18 protein-coding genes and 1 rRNA gene are annotated in these 17,155 nt (G+C 31.4%); 9 read left to right on the top strand and 10 right to left on the bottom strand.

What is annotated here, in order from left to right; translation table 11 throughout:
• The first annotated feature begins 220 nt into the window (after positions 1-220).
• Entirely contained in the window at positions 221-802 is a 582-nt protein-coding gene (locus N2712_07505) for a hypothetical protein (protein MCX8029820.1), read from the top strand.
• Here the strand turns inward: N2712_07505 and N2712_07500 are convergent.
• Both N2712_07500 and N2712_07495 read right to left on the bottom strand, forming a co-directional pair.
• Entirely contained in the window at positions 791-1,447 is a 657-nt protein-coding gene (locus tag N2712_07500; GenBank protein ID MCX8029819.1) for a histidinol phosphate phosphatase domain-containing protein, read from the bottom strand. The genes N2712_07505 and N2712_07500 overlap by 12 nt on opposite strands.
• A gap of 17 nt (positions 1,448-1,464) precedes the next feature.
• On the bottom strand, positions 1,465-2,301 hold the full coding sequence (locus tag N2712_07495) for a hypothetical protein (protein MCX8029818.1): 837 nt from the start codon (positions 2,299-2,301) through the stop codon (positions 1,465-1,467).
• 117 nt (positions 2,302-2,418) lie between these two features.
• Between N2712_07495 and N2712_07490 the strand changes: the two genes are divergently transcribed.
• Positions 2,419-3,828, top strand: coding sequence for a flagellar hook-length control protein FliK (locus N2712_07490; GenBank protein ID MCX8029817.1), 1,410 nt, complete (start codon positions 2,419-2,421; stop codon positions 3,826-3,828).
• Here the strand turns inward: N2712_07490 and N2712_07485 are convergent.
• On the bottom strand, positions 3,825-4,100 hold the full coding sequence (locus tag N2712_07485; protein MCX8029816.1) for an acylphosphatase: 276 nt from the start codon (positions 4,098-4,100) through the stop codon (positions 3,825-3,827). The genes N2712_07490 and N2712_07485 overlap by 4 nt on opposite strands.
• A 143-nt stretch (positions 4,101-4,243) precedes the next feature.
• Here N2712_07485 and N2712_07480 point away from each other — a divergent pair, with 143 nt between their 5' ends.
• On the top strand, positions 4,244-4,879 hold the full coding sequence (locus N2712_07480) for a hypothetical protein (protein MCX8029815.1): 636 nt from the start codon (positions 4,244-4,246) through the stop codon (positions 4,877-4,879).
• 86 nt (positions 4,880-4,965) lie between these two features.
• On the opposite strand, the gene nhaA is transcribed toward N2712_07480, so the two are convergent.
• A complete protein-coding gene (gene nhaA / locus N2712_07475; protein ID MCX8029814.1) occupies positions 4,966-6,291 on the bottom strand; it encodes a Na+/H+ antiporter NhaA in 1,326 nt (441 codons plus the stop codon).
• A gap of 130 nt (positions 6,292-6,421) precedes the next feature.
• Here nhaA and tilS point away from each other — a divergent pair, with 130 nt between their 5' ends.
• Complete coding sequence (gene tilS, locus N2712_07470; protein ID MCX8029813.1) at positions 6,422-7,855, top strand: tRNA lysidine(34) synthetase TilS; 1,434 nt, start codon at positions 6,422-6,424, stop codon at positions 7,853-7,855.
• Here the strand turns inward: tilS and N2712_07465 are convergent.
• The 4 genes from N2712_07465 to N2712_07450 all read right to left on the bottom strand — a co-directional run bounded on the left by N2712_07465 (position 7,842) and on the right by N2712_07450 (position 11,565).
• Entirely contained in the window at positions 7,842-8,408 is a 567-nt protein-coding gene (locus N2712_07465; GenBank protein MCX8029812.1) for a hypothetical protein, read from the bottom strand. The genes tilS and N2712_07465 overlap by 14 nt on opposite strands.
• Positions 8,409-8,411: 3 nt before the next feature.
• On the bottom strand, positions 8,412-9,341 hold the full coding sequence (gene fliH / locus N2712_07460) for a flagellar assembly protein FliH (protein ID MCX8029811.1): 930 nt from the start codon (positions 9,339-9,341) through the stop codon (positions 8,412-8,414).
• A 146-nt stretch (positions 9,342-9,487) separates the two neighbouring features.
• Positions 9,488-10,549, bottom strand: coding sequence for a hypothetical protein (locus N2712_07455; GenBank protein MCX8029810.1), 1,062 nt, complete (start codon positions 10,547-10,549; stop codon positions 9,488-9,490).
• A 203-nt stretch (positions 10,550-10,752) separates the two neighbouring features.
• Positions 10,753-11,565, bottom strand: coding sequence for an SPFH/Band 7/PHB domain protein (locus tag N2712_07450; protein ID MCX8029809.1), 813 nt, complete (start codon positions 11,563-11,565; stop codon positions 10,753-10,755).
• 201 nt (positions 11,566-11,766) lie between these two features.
• On the opposite strand from N2712_07450, the gene recA reads away from it, so the two are divergent.
• Genes recA through N2712_07435 form a run of 3 tightly spaced genes read left to right on the top strand, consistent with a single transcriptional unit; the run spans position 11,767 to position 14,082 of the window.
• Entirely contained in the window at positions 11,767-12,804 is a 1,038-nt protein-coding gene (recA, locus tag N2712_07445; protein ID MCX8029808.1) for a recombinase RecA, read from the top strand.
• The gene (locus N2712_07440; protein MCX8029807.1) at positions 12,801-13,085 is read left to right on the top strand and encodes a rhodanese-like domain-containing protein; all 285 of its coding nucleotides are present in this window, start codon (positions 12,801-12,803) and stop codon (positions 13,083-13,085) included. The genes recA and N2712_07440 overlap by 4 nt, the downstream gene beginning before the upstream one ends.
• Positions 13,075-14,082 carry an iron ABC transporter permease gene (locus tag N2712_07435; GenBank protein ID MCX8029806.1) on the top strand — a complete coding sequence of 336 codons (1,008 nt, stop codon included), beginning with the start codon at positions 13,075-13,077 and terminating at the stop codon, positions 14,080-14,082. The genes N2712_07440 and N2712_07435 overlap by 11 nt, the downstream gene beginning before the upstream one ends.
• Before the next feature lie 56 nt (positions 14,083-14,138).
• On the opposite strand, the gene N2712_07430 is transcribed toward N2712_07435, so the two are convergent.
• Positions 14,139-15,002 (bottom strand): ATP-binding cassette domain-containing protein, encoded by an 864-nt coding sequence (locus N2712_07430; protein MCX8029805.1) that lies wholly within the window; start codon positions 15,000-15,002, stop codon positions 14,139-14,141.
• Between the two features lie 20 nt (positions 15,003-15,022).
• Positions 15,023-15,787, bottom strand: coding sequence for a cobalt ECF transporter T component CbiQ (cbiQ, locus tag N2712_07425; GenBank protein MCX8029804.1), 765 nt, complete (start codon positions 15,785-15,787; stop codon positions 15,023-15,025).
• A gap of 170 nt (positions 15,788-15,957) precedes the next feature.
• On the opposite strand from cbiQ, the gene N2712_07420 reads away from it, so the two are divergent.
• On the top strand, positions 15,958-16,392 hold the full coding sequence (locus N2712_07420) for an ATP synthase subunit C (GenBank protein ID MCX8029803.1): 435 nt from the start codon (positions 15,958-15,960) through the stop codon (positions 16,390-16,392).
• Between the two features lie 644 nt (positions 16,393-17,036).
• Positions 17,037-17,155: ribosomal RNA gene (locus N2712_07415) — 16S ribosomal RNA — on the top strand; the annotation flags it as partial.

Raw genomic sequence — 17,155 nt, 5'->3', positions numbered from 1 at the left:
GGTAGATATGAGTTTGGTGGTAGGCATATTAGATTTTATAATGTTTGAGAAAGATAGGGGTAAAAATTTTTTGTTTTTGATATTTTTATTACATTTGCAAAGAAGTATTCATCAAAATCACAAGTATTCACAAATATTATATACATTTTTCAAATACCTTTATCTGTACAATACGTGATTTGTTGAAAATATTTAATGAATATTTCTAAACTAATGTACTATGGGTAGAAGGATACTTATACTCCTTTTAGGTAATATAGCGCTAGTAACTATAGCTGTTATGATATTTGATACACTTGGTGTAATTGACTATCGTAGTTTCTTTTATGAGAACTTTCCTTTTGTTAGGCAATACCTAGAGCAAAAATTGGAAGATCCTAACCTTATAGAAAAAGAAAGTCTTTTAAGGTATAAGGAAGAACTTGACTATCTTAAGAGGATAATTGATGATAGAGAGAAACAAGTGTCAGAAAAAGAAAAAGAACTACAATCTAAAGAAATAGATTTGCAGCAGAAGATGGCTGAAGTTGAGGAGATGAGAAAATCTTTAGAGCAGCAACAGAAAATCTTCAAAAACTATGATGAAAGAATAACAAAAGTTGCTACCTATATAAGTTCTCTACCTCCAGATGATGCTGCTAGAATACTTGAGAATATGGATGATAATTCAATAGTAGATGTTTTATTAAAGATAGATCAGATAGCAGCAAGGGAGGGAACTTTATCAATATCTTCGTTTTTACTTTCCAAGCTTCCACCTGATCGTGCAGCAAGAATTAGTGAAAAAATGTTAAGAAGGTAGTGATTTTAGGATATCTTCAGAATTTTTGAAAACTTGTCTAATGTCTTCATCATCTAATCCAGCCCCTTTTAGTATTTTATAAGCAGTATCTATCGTTATAAGATTATCTGGTGTGTGAGTATCAGTGTTTATAACGATTTTAGCGTTGTACTTTTTGGCTAATTTTGCTACATGTCCATTTGTTAATGAGTGTCCTTTTTTTGAGGTTATTTCTAAGTATTTGCCTTTTTTGACAGCAAGTTTTACTTCTTCTTCTGATATTAATCCGGGGTGTGCTAGTATGTCTACATATACACTTTCAATAGCTTTTATATTGGTTTCTTTTTCAACGGGTTCAACTATAGTTTCACCGTGTACTAGTACAATTTTACATCCAAGTTTTTTAGCTAATTCTGCAACTTCGTTTATCTGATTAGGATGAACATGTGTTATTTCTACACCAGGTAATACCAGTATGTCATTATAGAATTTATTTACGGAGGTACAAAATTTAGCTATTTCTTTTACTATGAATTCGACATTTGATATATCAACATGGTCTGAAATAGCTATAGCTTTGTATCCAAATTGTCTTGCTCTTTGAACAAGCTCATTTGGAGATAACACACCATCACTTAGAAATGTATGAGTATGAAAGTCTATCATGGATAATCTCCTTGGTTTTATTCGTTTATCTGTTCTTGGTGGGGTTCGCTTTGGGTAGTTGTTTCAACTTGAGTTCTTGTCCCTTCTTCGGTTTTTATTGTAGATTGTTGTATTGATGTACTCAAATTGTTTGCTGATTGCCTTCTAGGAATATTTTGATTTGTTGTTGGTATTGATTGCGAAGATGCTTTGGGTATAGAAATGGTTTTTCTAGCTGTTATATAAGAGGAGTAATCAACATCAATTATACTTGATATTTCTATTATTATACCTAGCAATTCTTCCTTTTTTGTCTGGTTATACACAAAAGAGAGTATTTCAAGTGCCTTATTGTAATTACCTATTTTCCTGTAGGATTTACCTAAAAACTCATAAACTTCTATAGTCTTGTTACCAAAGCCTATTGCTGATTCAAGTGAGGATACTGTTTTGTGAAACTTACCTTGTGCAAAGTAATTTCTACCTAGGAGATATAAACAATTTCCATCTCCTGGATATCTACGATTGTAACTTAATAGTACTTGTTCTGCTCTATCGTATTTACCCGATAGAAAATATAGCTCTCCTAGTTCCAGTGTAAATTCTCTTTCTCTATCTGGAAAAAGTCTTATTCCTTCGATTGCATACTCTATGCCTTGTTTGTAGTCCTTTATGTTTTCTTTGTATATCTTGACCATAAGTAATTGAGATCTTGAATCTCTTATACCGTTGAATATATCTTTTGTTATCTCCGCTATTGCTCCTGAAATATCACCTTTGATGTATTTTGAATATGCGTTTTCGTATCCACTATATACAAAGTTTCCCGTTGCTAATAAAAACAATAATGTTATAAGAGTTATAGCTACTCTCATTGTATTACTCCATATACATATTAAATGATTTTCGGAACTTTTAACAAAATTGTGGAGATTTAAAGAGTATAGTGTGAAATTTTAATCTGCTAATAGTGTTCCGAAAATAGTATTGGTATGAACAGTGTAAATTTACTAACACCTTTTAATTCATATATCAAGACGCAGAGTTTGAAGGTTAAGAAAGACGAAATGTATGCAGAGTTAAGACAATTGAATGAAGGATTTGATTCGTTTATAGGTAAGTATGTTATTGAAGAAAACAATCAGGAGCGTTTTAGTCATGCTAACTCAAGTACGGAAGAGAAGAAGTTAAGTTATGACACAGAAAAAATTCAAGGTGAGCAACAGTTGGTGGGAAGAAATGATACATCAAGAGAGTATCCAAAGAATAACAAATTGGATAGACATGATGATAGTATAGTTATGTTATCAGAAGAAAATTCGTTATCAAAGTCTGAAGAAAAGTTTTCAGATGTCCGTTCTAAAAATAGAGAGCTGCTTTTTGTAAGACATCAGGATAGATTGTATAAATACGTAAATTTAGATGGAGACATGAAAGCTAGAGATCTTCAAGATTTGAAGAAAATTAAAGTAGATAATCTTAATATTTCTAGTGGTATAGTTTCTTTCCTGCTAAACATTATAAATATACAGAGTAAGTCTGATTTACCACAGGATGTAAGAGAGAGAATAGAAAACATAAAAACAAAACTCAATAGTGGGAAAGTAAATCTTAACGAGATATCGGTTCTTATTATAGAACTTCAGAAATTAATATCAAATCACAAAAGCCTAGATGTTAGACACGCTAGTAATAATCTTAATTTAACATTTGAAGCGTTAAGTGAATATATAAGTGCTTTGAAAAATGTCAAGAAAGATATTACCTATTCACACTTCAACCAAGATAAAATACCTGAAGATGTTAATATAATAGTGAAGGATTTTAGGAGTCAGGTGGCTAGAAGAGAAGATTTAAAGAGTTCGATTAATGATAGTCTATTACAAACACCTTTTAAAATAGAAACTAGATTTACGCCACATCAGGTTCAACAACCATTTCAGACTTTATTTCAACCTTATGTCCAGCTTCAGATGTTATCGAATTCAATTCAGGAGTTTTCAGGTAAAATGATAATAAATTTGAGAAATAATATTAATGAGATGAAGATGACACTTTTCCCACCTGATCTTGGTAAAGTGTTTGTGAAAGTAGAAACGAATAGTGATGGTAAGATATCTGGTAGTATTGTTGTATCTACAAAAGAAGCATATACCCTTTTCCAGGAGTATCTAAATGTTATTAAGGAGAACCTGGTAAACCAGGGATTTCAGGTTGGTAATATGAATGTTGTATTAGATAATGGGCTGTATGGGGGAACAAGTTCGTATAAGGATAATGAGGCTATCTTGGACAATGAGAAATTTTTCAATGCTTTCAAGAAAGCAAGCAACGAATATGAAGATGCTTCTAGCCCTTTGAGGATTTCTGATTACGATGGTAAAATAATTATATATGCTTAATCTTCAATATAAAAGTTTGAGTATGGTATGTTGTTTACGTTTTCTGTTGAGTATTTTACATCTCTTACATAAGCCATAGAGGGACCTTGATATAGTAGCTTAAGTAACTCTGATATACTTTTTTCATCTCCGTAAGCTAAAACTTCAACACTACCGTCTTCTACATTTCTAACCCATCCCTTTAAACCTAACTTTGATGCATTTCTTTGAACGAAGTACCTAAATCCGACACCTTGTACTCTACCGAAAACGAAAGCATGAAGTTTTAACATGATTTAGATTATTAAGAATTTTTTTACAGTTTTCTACTTTTCAATTTAAATTTGTTTAGTATTTGGCCTTTGATAGAGTATAATTTACTTTTTATGTGCTCATAAACTTGATAATTTTATTTAGTAAGATGGATAATTCCCCTATGAAGTATATTCTTTTGGTATTTTTATTTTTTTCCTTGTTTTGGATATATAGCTTTACTCCGTATTTTGGTAGTTATTTTTCGTTTGAAGTTGGAGAGTTGCTTAAAGAAAGCAATCCCTTTTTGGATAGAAATATAGTCATATTTGGTGCTTCGGATGGTATAAAGGTTTCTGATGTTTTTTCAGTTAATATACAACTATTATTTTCTTTCCCTGATGAATGGTATAGTTATTTTAATTTTAAGGCATATAGTACGTTTTGCCTCTTAGACATCAAGCAATTTGTTGATATTAACTTACTCTTGAACTACGGATTTGATATTACTACGCATTTTGTAAAAGTTTTAGTATCACAAACAAATGATTTCTTATTCAGGTATTATGGCATATATATGCCATTTTTTTCTTCTAGTTTGACTGTGGGTTTTGATGAATTTTTTGTAGGTATTTTTGGAGGAATTGGTTGGTTTGGTGGTATGCCAGTTTTGTTCTTATCAAACAGTGAGCCTGAGTGGGGATTACCTGTTGGTTATCCATTATATTACGTAGGCCTAAAGAAGATCGGATTGATCGATGAGTTATTATTTTATTGTGATCCTAATCTCTATCTTTTATCACTTACTAGAAGATTTTAAGGGTTTTGGTTTAAAATAGCATAAGGTTTCATGTTAGCATTTGTTAATTTGCTAAAAGATTTTATGTTTAATAGAACATATGAGTGTTAAATGTTATTTTTTCTAATTCTTTGCTTTGTTATTAGTAATATGAGAATACCTGTTATTACTGAACATAGACTGCCTATGTATATACCAACTTTTGCTAGATCTAAATAATGTGGTATTGGGTCAAATGATAAGTGTGCTATAAAAAGTGCCATTGTGAAACCTATACCTGCAAACCAAGATACTCCGTAGAATTCCTTCCAAGATAGTTTTTCTGAGACTTCTGCAATGCCTATCTTAACGGAGATGTAGGAAAGAGTAAATATACCTGTTGATTTACCGAGCATAAGTCCTAGTGCTACTCCAAGTAATACAGGATGGGTCAGATCATTCCAAGTGAAGTTCCCTATATATACTCCTGAATTTGCGAATGCAAAAAGAGGTAGTATTAGAAAAGAAACCCATGGGGTGATGGCAGTTTCAAATCTTTGTAAGGGTGGTTCTATTAACTTTAGTTTGGTTTTAGTTTCTTGAAAATCAGGTTTAGTTTCGCCGAGTAGTCTACCTTTTGTAATATTTTTTGATATTTTTTCTAGAGCATCTGATATTTTTTGTATTTCGTTAGGTAAGTCCTTCTTCAATACATTCGATGGTATAGCAAAAGCTAGCAATACACCTGATATTGTTGCATGTATTCCTGATTGTAGAAATAGTACCCATAGAATAAATCCAAATATAAAGTACAAAACAGTGAATCTTATGTTAATCTTATTGAATAAGATTATAAAAATTACAATTATTAAAGATAATATAACATACTCGATTCTAACTCCTGTTGAGTAGAACAACGCTATTACTAGTAGTGCCATTATATCATCGACTATCGCCAGTGCAGTGATATTAACTTTTGAAGCATGAGATACCATTTTCCCCATAAGCATCATGACTGCTATTGTGAAAGCAATGTCAGTAGCCATAGGTATTGCCCATCCTCTGAAACTTTCTTGTCCGAAATTGAATATTGAATATATAGTTATAGGCATTAAAACACCGCCTAAAGCCGCTATTGAAGGTAGTATGGATTTCTTTACAGATGCTAGTTCTCCTACAATCATTTCTCTTTTTATCTCAAGTCCAACCATTAGAAAGAATAATACCATCAATCCTTCGTTAATCCAATGTAGTAGTGTTTTTGAATATTTAAACTCTCCAAATGAGATACCTATTTTAGTTTCAAGAACGGAGAAATATATATCTTTTAGGGGAGAGTTTGCTATGATGATTCCTAAAATAGCTGATATTAATACGACTATTCCTGCTGATACTTCACTTCTAAAAAAGTTTGATATACTAAAAAAAACGCTTTCATTTTTGTTTTCTTTCATTTGTTTCTCCGTTTATGCTATGATTTTTCTATTCTGAATAAGGAATTCATTCCTTTTCAAGAATGCTCTGAATTTTGCTGGGTTGTTTGGAATTTGAATTAAGATAGATGAGAAGCTCATCATTTTTGAAATGAGAGATGAAAGGTTGAATGAGTATAGTGATGATAATTTCAAAGTATTTATTTCGCATGCTTTAGAAACAAAATTTTTACAAACGATAAAAGAGTTTAAACTTATTTCAAAAGGTGATAAAATAGTAGTTGGTTTGTCTGGAGGAGTTGATTCTGTTGTACTACTAATGTTGCTTAGGAAATACAAAGAGAAATTTGGTATTGATATATTGGCGGTTCATGTAAATCATCTTGTAAGGGAAAGTTCAGTTAGAGATGAAAACTTTTGTGTTGAACTTTGTAATAAGATTAATGTTCCTATATTAGTTTTTAGATATGATGTTAAAAGTTTTGCTAGTACACATAAACTGTCAGTTGAAGAGGCAGGAAGAGTGATAAGATATAAATTCTTTGAAAGAGTTTTAGAAGAAAAGCATTTTGATAAGATAGCAACTGCGCACCATGTGGATGATAATATTGAAACTCTCCTTTTCAGACTTTTCAAAAATCCTTCTGTTCAAGGTCTTTCATCAATAAGACCAAAAGTAGGGTGTATAATAAGACCCCTTATTGCTATAACTAAATCTGAAATACTTGAATATGCTAGTCAGAATGGAATTGAATTTGTCATCGATGAAACAAATCTACTGGAAGATTACGATAGAAATTACATAAGAAATTCTATTATCCCCAAGATACAAGATAGGTTTCCATATTTTAGGAAGAAAATTTATAACGTTATAAGAGACTTTTGGCAAGTTAATGATCTTTTTGAAAAATTTTCTTTAAAGCTTGCTAAAAAGTATGTTATTTCAAAAAGTGATGGGTTTGAGATAAGTGTAGATTTATTCAAAAGGTATCCTTCTGTATTGTCAGGATATGTGCTGAAAAATCTCTTTAGTAGTTTGGGTGTGAAGGTGAATAGAAAGATTATAAATACTATAATATCCCAGAGAAAAACTGAAGGTAATAAGGTTTTGTTAAACATTAAGGATGTTATTGTCTTAAGAGAGTATGGTACCGTTAATATTTTAAGGAAAGCAAAGGGTTTTTCGGAAGTTATAAGCTTGCAATTAAATGGTTTTAGTATTAAGTCAATGTTTGATGTTGATGTTGAAATTTTCGAAGTTGAGGTAGATGAGGAATTTATATCAAGAATCAAGGTTGAAAGTAATACGGGTGTTATGTATATAAATGTGACTAGTACTCCTAAAGATATTCTGATAAGACATAGAAGAAATGGTGATTATATACAAATGAGTATTGGTAAAAAGAAAATAAAGGATATACTTATTGATGAAAAGATCCCTTTAAGTAAAAGGGAAAAAGTAGTGGTTGTTGAAGTAGGTGGAAAGGTTGCTGGATTCTATTATGGTAAAGTTAGGGTTTCAAAAGATTTCAATCTAGTAATTGGTAAAAATTTGGTTTGTAAATTGTCTTTTAGGTCTTTATGATGTATACGTTTAATTTTATATCGATTGCTATAATTTGAGATTTTGATATATTAAGTGTTTTGCCTGCTACTGAGAATTCCATTTTTTCAAAGTCAATAAGAGGCTCAATATTTTTACCTAATAAGTCAGTTTCATCTAATTTAATATGTTCTAAACATGCAAAATTAATCCATAGAATTTTGTTGAATCTATCTGTTATGATTATAGGAATTGGTAGATTTTTTAGGATTACTTCGAAGTTGATTGGTAGATTTATATCACCTTGTATAAAGTAGTTAAGTTCATTTATTGATATTAAGTCTATTGAATTGTCATGGGTTATATAAACAGGGAAAGTGTTTGAGTTGTTTATTTCTTCTTTCAGTATATCTTGTATTGGTTGGATTTTAATTTCTTCTATTATACTATGAGGATTTTCTATGCCTATGTTCATAAGGCTAGTAACATCTCTGGTTCTTACAAAACCTAATATTGACTTTGAATTTGATATTATGAGAAATGGACTTTTGAATTTGTATAGATAATGTATAATATCCTTTATGGTTTTAAGCATAGGCTAGGGTAGGAGTGTTTTAATTTTTTCTTCTATTTCTATAAGTTGAGATGTAATTTGTGCATCGATAGTTGTAGTATCTGTTTCTACTATACAACCACCTGGCTCAACAAAGTTATCCTCAAATATCTTGACATCACTCCCTTCTTCAATGAGTTTTAAGAATTCATCTTTGTGTTTTGAGACAACTTTCATGTCTTCGGGGTTGATTCTTACTATGAATTTGGTGCTGCCAGCGAGTTTCGAAAGAATATATTTTATCTGTCTTATTACAACATCCTTTTCATTTTCTCTTATTTCTTTCAGGACCTTTCTTACTACCTCTAATGCAAGTTCAACTACTTCTCTTTCAGATTTATTTACTATTTCTGTTCTCTTATTTACTATATAAGAGGTTATCTCTTTTAGCCTTTGTGATAGTATAACTATCTCGTTTTTGCCTGCATTGAAACCATCGTCTAAACCTTGTTGATATCCTTTCTCGTATGCTTCTTTTTTTATTCTTTCGGCTTCTATTTGTGCTTGCCTTATTATGTTATCTGCTTCTCTATGAGCTTCACTTATTATCTTCTCTTTCTCTTTTTCTGCTTCTTTTATGTTGATATTTTTCTCTTCGAGTGATGATTTTACTTTGTTGAATGCTACTTTTTCCGCATCTTCTATTATCTTATGAGCTTTTTCGTTTGCTTCTTCAATTATGTTTTCTTCTAATTTTTGTAATTCTTCTTTTTTCTTTTCTATTTCTTGATTTAGGTCTTGTAGTTGTTGTTGTAGTTCCGATAGTTTCTTTTCTTCCTCTGATATCTTTTCTTCTATCTTTTTCCTAAAAAATTTAGGAGTTTCAAGCCTAAATGTATCATCATCCAAAACGTACTCATCTTCTCTAAGCCTCTTTTTAGCCGAAAGGTTTATTATACTTTTGTCTTTTTCCATCATCTTATATTTTATAAAATCGGAAAAATTTAGTCAAAAAAAACTTCAAAAACATGTTACAAAATTCCCGAAAAAAACAATAGCCAAGAGAAATAGAAACTAAGGTATTAAAAAACCTATTGGTACTTAGCTAAGTGGTTGGGAGTTTATAGTAATTCTCTTTTTGCGACTCGCTTGATTGTTTCGATGAACACTGTAATCCAGAAAATTGTAGTTACCCCGTTAAATACTAGTGCTAGATACGAAAATATTATTGATGCATCTTTAGATGATATATTTGACATTGCTACTGTACCTAATGTTAGAGCAACTAGGGGGAATACAAAGGCCCACCAACTCATGGCGAATGGTAATTGATTGTTTTTTATCTGGTTTATTAGTATTATGATTGACATTACAAACCACCATATTCCGAAAGACCAAAATAGTATTGAAAACATAATCAATATACCTATTGAAGAACTTCCGAATAGGTATGTTATTTGAGCAAATATTGTTGCGAATATACCCAGAGGAGCAAGTTGGATAAAAGTTGTGGGTGCTAGGTTACCTGAAGGTATTTCGCCTATTTTATATCTGAACATTACTATGCTACCAATAAAGATGTACATAAAAAGTCCTACTGCTAAGCAGAACATAGAGAACCAGAATATTATTTCAGAGATTGGACCTCTTTGGTTTAGAGATATAAACTCAATACCAACTCTAGTTACTATTATATGCGCTACTGGTGGTATAAACCAACCAAAATTAGCGTGAGATAGCTCAACTTTGGGGTTGAGGAATTTCTTTGAAATTATTAAAAATCCCATAATTACGACTAATATTCCGCCTATCCAAAAAAGTATAAGAGCAAAGTTTGTGTTTGCCTCTCCAAGAAATGTATGATCTTTGAAAGTTAATAATCCAAAAGATATCAAAACAAGCGATATAGGCATAGTTGGTATGAAACTTGAGTATATTGGACTACTTAGTGTTTCATCTGTTTTCTCTTTTGATACAAAGAATCTTAGCGTCCAAGGTACCAAGAATAGTATGAATAGGACAATTGAGAATACAAAAAATCCATAACCTACCCAATATAAAAAGTTGTACAGAGTTGAAGAATAGTAAATGGAAATAGCCAATCCTATAGTACCCATCACCATTGCGTACCATGATGGGACAAAATTATCAACAACTCTCAAAAAACCTTTTCTTTCTTTCATATCATACTCCATAAGGTTTGTTGAAACCAATTATACATACTATCCTAAAGAGCTATCAAATTAACTAGTAGGATAATATCCAAGAATTTGTAATTAGAGTCATCGGACGTATTTTTTTTTGCTAGGAATAGCTTCTTAACTATATTTATAATTTATTACTTGTAAGAGTTTTTATTGCATTCTATAGGTGTGGTTTTTAGATTCTATTTAGATCCTAGTAATTTTTTAACAGTTTCTTGTATATCAGTTGGTATAAATAAGATTGTTGTGTTTCCTGATTTTGTCATCTCCTTTAGTGCATTGACGTACTCTTTTGCTATAAAGTACATCATTGAGGCCATTCCACCTTCAGCAATCGCTTGAGTTACGAATCTTATAGCATTTGCGTCTGCTTGAGCTAATCTTTCTCTTGCTTCTGCTTCTCTCTGAGCCGATTCCTTGAGTGCTTCTGCCTGAAGTATGGTTGCTCTTTTTTCTCTCTCTGCTTTCATTTGTAAGGTCATTGCGTTTTGTATGTCTGTTGGAGGTGATATATCTTTTATTTCTACTCTTGTTATTTTGGTACCCCATTCATCTGTTGCAGAATCTAACTCTCTACCGAGTTCTTCGTTAATTTGAGATCTTGATGAAAGACTTTCATCAAGTGTCAATTTACCCATTATTGATCTTAAATTTGTCATAGTTAGTTGTTCTATTGCTCTGTTTAGGTTGGTAACACCGTATGCAGCTTTCTTAGGATCTATGACCTTATAGAAAACTACAGCATCAACCTCAACAGTTGCGTTGTCTTTGGTTATTATTGTTTGCTTTGGAAGATCTAAGACTTGTTCTCTGACATTTATCTTATATGCAACTTGGTCAAAAACAGGTATTATTAGGTTTAATCCAGGTTGTAGTACTTTGTGGAATCTACCGAATCTTTCAACAACGTAATTATATCCTTGGGGGACAGTTTTGAGACCTGTAACTACTATTATTACAACTGCTGCTAAGATTATTATGAGAAATACTTCCATATAATAACCTCCTTTTGAGTCAAGAATAAATAATTGTTTAATCTTTTATCAATATTTTACAAGATGGAAGGGAATTTTTTTGCAAATTTTCATCAAACTACTATACAAAAGAAACATTAATGTTGTATTTTCTTGATTTTTTATTTAGATTTTGTAAAACAAAATCATTTTTATTTACAATAATCTTTGGGTGGGTGGTATATGGCTGATGATAATCTTGAGGCCAAAAAGAAGGCTTTGATAGAAGCAATTTCTAGGATAAAAAAGAGTTATGGTGAAGGATCTATAATGATGTTAGGTGAAGATCAACCTGTTGAGAAAGTGAAATCTATATCTACAGGTTCTATTCTTATAGACTATATAACTGGTATAGGTGGTATCCCAAAAGGTAGGATTACGGAAGTTTATGGGCATGAGTCTTCTGGCAAGACAACTCTGTGTTTACATATGATAGCAGAAGTTCAGAAAGAGGGTGGTATTGCTGCATTTATTGATGTGGAGCATGCTTTAGATCCTGTGTATGCTAAGGCTATTGGTGTTGCTCTTGAAAATTTAGTTGTATCACAACCTGAATCTGGAGAAGAAGCTTTGAACATAGTAGATACACTCATAAGGAGTAATTCAGTTGACATTATAGTGATAGATTCTGTAGCAGCATTGCTTCCTAAAGCAGAAACAACTGCTGAGGTTGGAGATTCAACAATTGGTATTCAAGCTAGACTTATGAGCCAGGCATTAAGAAAAATTACCTCGGTTGCTTCAAAATCAAATACTGCTATTGTTTTTACAAACCAACTAAGGATGAAAATTTCGACAGGTTTTAGTTATGGGGGGCCTCAGGAAACTACTACTGGTGGAACAGCTCTAAAGTACTATGCTTCTATGAGAATTGAAACTAAAAAAGGTGAAAATATTAAAAGAAGTGGAACTGATGAAGTAATAGGGAATATATGTAAAGTTAAAATATCAAAAAATAAGGTTGCTCCTCCATTTAAGTTAGCAGATGTTTATCTTATTTATGGTAAAGGTTTTTCAAAAGCATATGAAATCCTGAATATAGGACCTGAAATTGGAATAATAAAGAAGAGTGGTAATTGGTACTACTATAATGATGATAAACTTGGTAATGGTTTAGAACAAGCTGTACTGACACTAGAGCAAAAACCTGAACTTTTAAAAAGCCTTGAGATACAAATTAGGCAAAAATTGGGAATATCTATACCTTCGTACCTAAAATGAAAAAGTTAGCAGATGTTGTAATAGATTTGCGTTCTTCTAGCGAATTTAATAGGGATTTACCTCTCTATAAATCGAGTGGTATGGAAGCAGTGAATATCGATTTCTTTAAAGCTCCTAAAGAGATAGATAACCTAAATAAAGAAAAATCTTATGTTGTTGTATGTGAGAGTGGGTTGTTAAGTGGTGTGATAGCTCAACTTATGGTTTCGAAGGGTTTCAGAAATGTTTTTAACATTCAAAATGGTATAGAGGAATTGAGAAAGATACTTAATGAAAGATAAAAGTACTACTAGAGGTTTATTATACATTGTATTAATAACTTTGGTTTTACTGTTTTTGTTTATTTCTATCGAAACCGGTACTACTGAAACGAGTTTTATAGATATTATAGTTTCAGGTTGTAGAGATTGGGCAGAATTTCAGATAATAAACATAAGATTTTTACAATCTTTTGCTATTTTGATTTCTGGAATTTGTTTAGCTGTTTCTGGGTTAGTTTTACAGAGAATAACCAGAAATAATCTTGTTGATCCAGGGATAACAGGTGTACTTTCAGGTAGTGCTCTCGGTATAACACTTTTGTCTTTGATAGATTTACCTAATAATATGGAATTTTCCGTAGTTAGGTTAGTTTTTTCTTTTGCCTTTGGATTTTTGGTAGGTGGTCTTTTCACATTAGTTTCCTTATGGACTAAAGACTCTATGAGATCTTTGATTTTTGGTGTGATATTAAATTCTTTTGTTTCTGGTAGTATAATACTTATTCAGGCTTTTCTTAATCCTTATGAGCTGCAACAGACATTTACATTCCTTATGGGAGGGGTTTTGATACCTGATGGGTTATTTTTGGTGCTTGAAGGAGGTATATTAGTTGCGTCTATTTTGTTTCTTATCCTTGTAGCAAAGAAATTAGATACTATTTCATTGGGTGATATAGATGCTCATGTTTTGGGAATTGATATTAAGGTATGGCGTAGTTTATTTGTAACTGTAACTGTTATACTTTCTTCAACTGCAGTTTCTTTAACAGGTGTTGTAGGTTTTGTGGGTTTTGTTATACCTAATATTATAACTCTTATTTCTTACAGAGTACACAGCATTTCAACTAGAGATAGTATTATACTTTCTGGTATTTCTGGAGGAGTATTCTTGTTAGTTTCTTACATAATTTCTAGGAAGTTATTACCTATGTTTGAATTGCCACTTGGGGTTATAACAGGCCTTATAGGTGCTCCTATATTTGCTATTATCTTATTTAGAATTACTAGGGAAGACTAGAAATCTACTTTGAGATGTACCTTAAGCGGGTTTTGAGATAGTTATAGATTCAACGATTATAGTGTAGGTTTGTTTTGTTTTGAAAGAAGTAATTTGTCAAGGAAGTCTAGTGCTTCTTCTATTGTTAGTGGTAATCTATCGCATTCTATGTTGTATTTTTCACATATTTTTTTTGCTAGTATGGATATTAGTGGTAATCGTAAATTTGATTGGGATATTATACTTTTTTCCTTGAATATTTTATCTGGAGTATCATCGTAAGTGATTTTCCCTTTCAGCATTACTATTATTCTGTTTGAATACTCTGCTATGTATTCTATGTCGTGTGTTGTCATGATTATTGTTAGCCCTTTTTGATTGAGGTTTTTCAAAAGGTTCATAATTTCTATTTGTGTTGCTGGATCGAGGGCAGATGTTGGTTCATCAAAAACTATTACTGAAGGCTCGTTTGCTATTACTCCTGCTATAGCTACTCTTTGCTTTTGTCCAAAACTTAGCTCGCTGATTTTCATTTTTCTAAATTCTAACATTCCTACTAATTCAAGGCTTTTGTTTATTCTTTCTTCTATTTCACTTTCAGAAAGTCCCATATTCAGAGGTCCAAAAGACACATCTTGTTCTACTGTTATTCCAAACAGTTGGTCGTTAGGATCTTGAAATAGAAATCCAACTTTTGAGAATATTTCAATGTCTTTGTAGTCTTGTATCCTTTTATTATAAAAGTATACTTCTCCTCTTTGTGGTTTTAGAAGTCCATTGAAATGTTTTAATAGAGTTGTTTTTCCGCATCCATTATGGCCAAGTATTATTACAAATTCTCCTTCTTTTATTTCTAGATTTATGTCTTTTAGTACCCAATCTTCTTCTTTAGGCTTATTGTGATAACTAAAGTAAACGTTCTTAAAAAGGAATTGTGTCATAAAAGTTACTCTCCTATATTCTAATGTAATAGTAGCTTCAATGCTACACCTATTCCAATTGTGACTATTATGTATCCAGAGACGCTGACTAATTCTTTTACTTTTATTTCATCTTTTTTTTCGTAGAATAGTTTTCCATTATATCCTCTTGCCATCATTGCTTCATATACTCTACTGGACCTTAGTAGTGAATTTATAAGAACTATTCCCCAAAGTTCACTTATTGATTTAATTGAATTTTTGAAATTGCTGTAACCTAATCTAACTTTCTGAGCATAGAATATTCTCATGGTTTCTTCCTTGAGTACAAACATATATCTATACATCATTATGATAACATCTATTATAACTGGTGGAATACCAAGTTTTTTAAAAGCGCTTAGAAATTCGTCCGGTTTTGATGTATATGATACTAAAAGAAGTAACCATACACCAGACACAACGGTAAAAAGTGTTTTTATACCCCTTAAAATTCCATACTCATAAAGTTTTATTCCAAGTATTTCAATTTCTCTACCTTGTTTAAACCACATTGCCTGCATAATTAGGATGAAAACACTAAATAGTACTGGTACCTTTAGGTCTTTTAGTATTCTTAATAGTTTTAATTCTGTGATTATGGTTATTGAAATTGCGTTTATGAGCATTAACAGGCTGAAGGAGATATCTGAAAATCCGACATTTGCAAATAGTAGTATGAAGACTGTTATTAGTTTCAGTCTAGTATCTATATTTGATAGAAAATTGCCTTTTTGATTCAATGGTGTTGTGCCTTTTTTAAACATATATTCCTATCCCATGGTAATGGATGTATTTAATTATATATAGAATTATATATAGTAATGGTTTGTCTAATCAAGATTATACTTTGCGTGATTCCAATATACGTAATAAGTAAATTCAGTTTGAGTTTGTTTTAGTGAATGATTTAAAATGGCACCGAGAGGAGGATTATATGATGGGATTGGTGATATTTCTTGTTATAATAAGTTTTTTGATTCTTTATTTTGTCTTTTTGGGGAAGTCTATTCTTTCTAAAAATAAAGTGATGCTGAAGAGAACGGTTGTGATAGGTAGTTTAGTTTTGTTTGTATCTTTAGCTTTTATTTTTATTCTTTCTGGTGATGTTTTTGCAGAAGAACAAGTGCAATCTTCTTCACAAAATCAGGATCCTATAGCTTTAGGTCTTAAGTATGTAGGTGCTGCTTTAGCAGTCGGTTTAGCTGCTATAGGTGCAGGTATAGCGGTTGGGCCTATAGGTGTTTCTGCTATATCTGTAATTGCGGAGAAGCCTGAGATGTTTGGAACTAGTTTGATATTTATTGGTTTAGCAGAAGGAATTGCTATATATGGAATAGCTATAGCTATACTTATAATGTTTGTTTTGTAGCTTATTATTTAGAGGCATTTTGCCTCTTTTCTATGCATTTTTTTGATTTTCTATATCTTTAAAAGATCTTTCATTTGATTTATTTAAGTAGATTTTCAGTATTACTTTGAATTGATAGATAGAGTGTTTGTAGTTTTACTACAAAGGTGCTATGTTTTAAGTTAGGATATCTTTTCTAGAATATTATTTTCTCTTGTGTATGTCCTGTGTTTATTATTTCATTAAAACGAGTTTTTAACGAAATCATGAAGATGAATTTCTTGGTGAAAGTTCATTGTTACTACCAAAAGTCAGAGCTTCTGAAATAAAGGTTTTGGTATTCTAGTTTCTGATTGTTTATTTAAAGAATTATTTGTTTTGGGTGGTAGATTTAATTAAGTGTGTTTGAATTTGAATTTTGTTTTTTTGTTTGTTATAATTAATATTGCTATTTGTTAGTTCTAACTTAGTTGTTGCTCTATTAAATATATTTTGTTAGATTGTGATTGTTTGAGATTTTTGAGAGTTGTAAAAAGAATTTGAAAGTTGTTAATAGATGTGTTATAATTATGCTTACCTTGTGTAAGTAGTTTGCTCTATAAAATAGTTTGAGGATATATGTATCTGCCGGGTTGTGTGCGGAAGATATATCAAAAATATATATTATAATGGAGGGTTTGATCCTGGCCCAGAGTGAACGCTGGCGGCGTGTCTTAGGCATGCAAGTCGAGCGGTCCTAGGGGTTTCTCTAGGATAGCGGCGAACGGGTGAGTAATACTTGGAT

Source organism: Brevinematales bacterium (assembly GCA_026415355.1).
GTDB lineage: Bacteria > Spirochaetota > Brevinematia > DTOW01 > DTOW01 > SKYB106.
This window is presented reverse-complemented; position numbering and strand designations above follow the sequence as displayed.

What these genes read in the sequence shown, in the direction of transcription:
- fliH (MCX8029811.1), bottom strand. Translation starts at nt 9,341, where the DNA reads ATGGAAAAAGACAAAAGTATAATAAACCTTTCGGCTAAAAAGAGGCTT.
- N2712_07495 (MCX8029818.1), bottom strand. Translation starts at nt 2,301, where the DNA reads ATGAGAGTAGCTATAACTCTTATAACATTATTGTTTTTATTAGCAACG.
- N2712_07505 (MCX8029820.1), top strand. Translation starts at nt 221, where the DNA reads ATGGGTAGAAGGATACTTATACTCCTTTTAGGTAATATAGCGCTAGTA.
- N2712_07450 (MCX8029809.1), bottom strand. Translation starts at nt 11,565, where the DNA reads ATGGAAGTATTTCTCATAATAATCTTAGCAGCAGTTGTAATAATAGTA.
- N2712_07420 (MCX8029803.1), top strand. Translation starts at nt 15,958, where the DNA reads ATGATGGGATTGGTGATATTTCTTGTTATAATAAGTTTTTTGATTCTT.
- N2712_07465 (MCX8029812.1), bottom strand. Translation starts at nt 8,408, where the DNA reads ATGCTTAAAACCATAAAGGATATTATACATTATCTATACAAATTCAAA.
- N2712_07500 (MCX8029819.1), bottom strand. Translation starts at nt 1,447, where the DNA reads ATGATAGACTTTCATACTCATACATTTCTAAGTGATGGTGTGTTATCT.
- cbiQ (MCX8029804.1), bottom strand. Translation starts at nt 15,787, where the DNA reads ATGTTTAAAAAAGGCACAACACCATTGAATCAAAAAGGCAATTTTCTA.
- nhaA (MCX8029814.1), bottom strand. Translation starts at nt 6,291, where the DNA reads ATGAAAGAAAACAAAAATGAAAGCGTTTTTTTTAGTATATCAAACTTT.
- tilS (MCX8029813.1), top strand. Translation starts at nt 6,422, where the DNA reads ATGAGAGATGAAAGGTTGAATGAGTATAGTGATGATAATTTCAAAGTA.
- N2712_07490 (MCX8029817.1), top strand. Translation starts at nt 2,419, where the DNA reads ATGAACAGTGTAAATTTACTAACACCTTTTAATTCATATATCAAGACG.
- N2712_07480 (MCX8029815.1), top strand. Translation starts at nt 4,244, where the DNA reads ATGAAGTATATTCTTTTGGTATTTTTATTTTTTTCCTTGTTTTGGATA.
- N2712_07485 (MCX8029816.1), bottom strand. Translation starts at nt 4,100, where the DNA reads ATGTTAAAACTTCATGCTTTCGTTTTCGGTAGAGTACAAGGTGTCGGA.
- N2712_07440 (MCX8029807.1), top strand. Translation starts at nt 12,801, where the DNA reads ATGAAAAAGTTAGCAGATGTTGTAATAGATTTGCGTTCTTCTAGCGAA.
- N2712_07430 (MCX8029805.1), bottom strand. Translation starts at nt 15,002, where the DNA reads ATGACACAATTCCTTTTTAAGAACGTTTACTTTAGTTATCACAATAAG.
- recA (MCX8029808.1), top strand. Translation starts at nt 11,767, where the DNA reads ATGGCTGATGATAATCTTGAGGCCAAAAAGAAGGCTTTGATAGAAGCA.
- N2712_07435 (MCX8029806.1), top strand. Translation starts at nt 13,075, where the DNA reads ATGAAAGATAAAAGTACTACTAGAGGTTTATTATACATTGTATTAATA.
- N2712_07455 (MCX8029810.1), bottom strand. Translation starts at nt 10,549, where the DNA reads ATGAAAGAAAGAAAAGGTTTTTTGAGAGTTGTTGATAATTTTGTCCCA.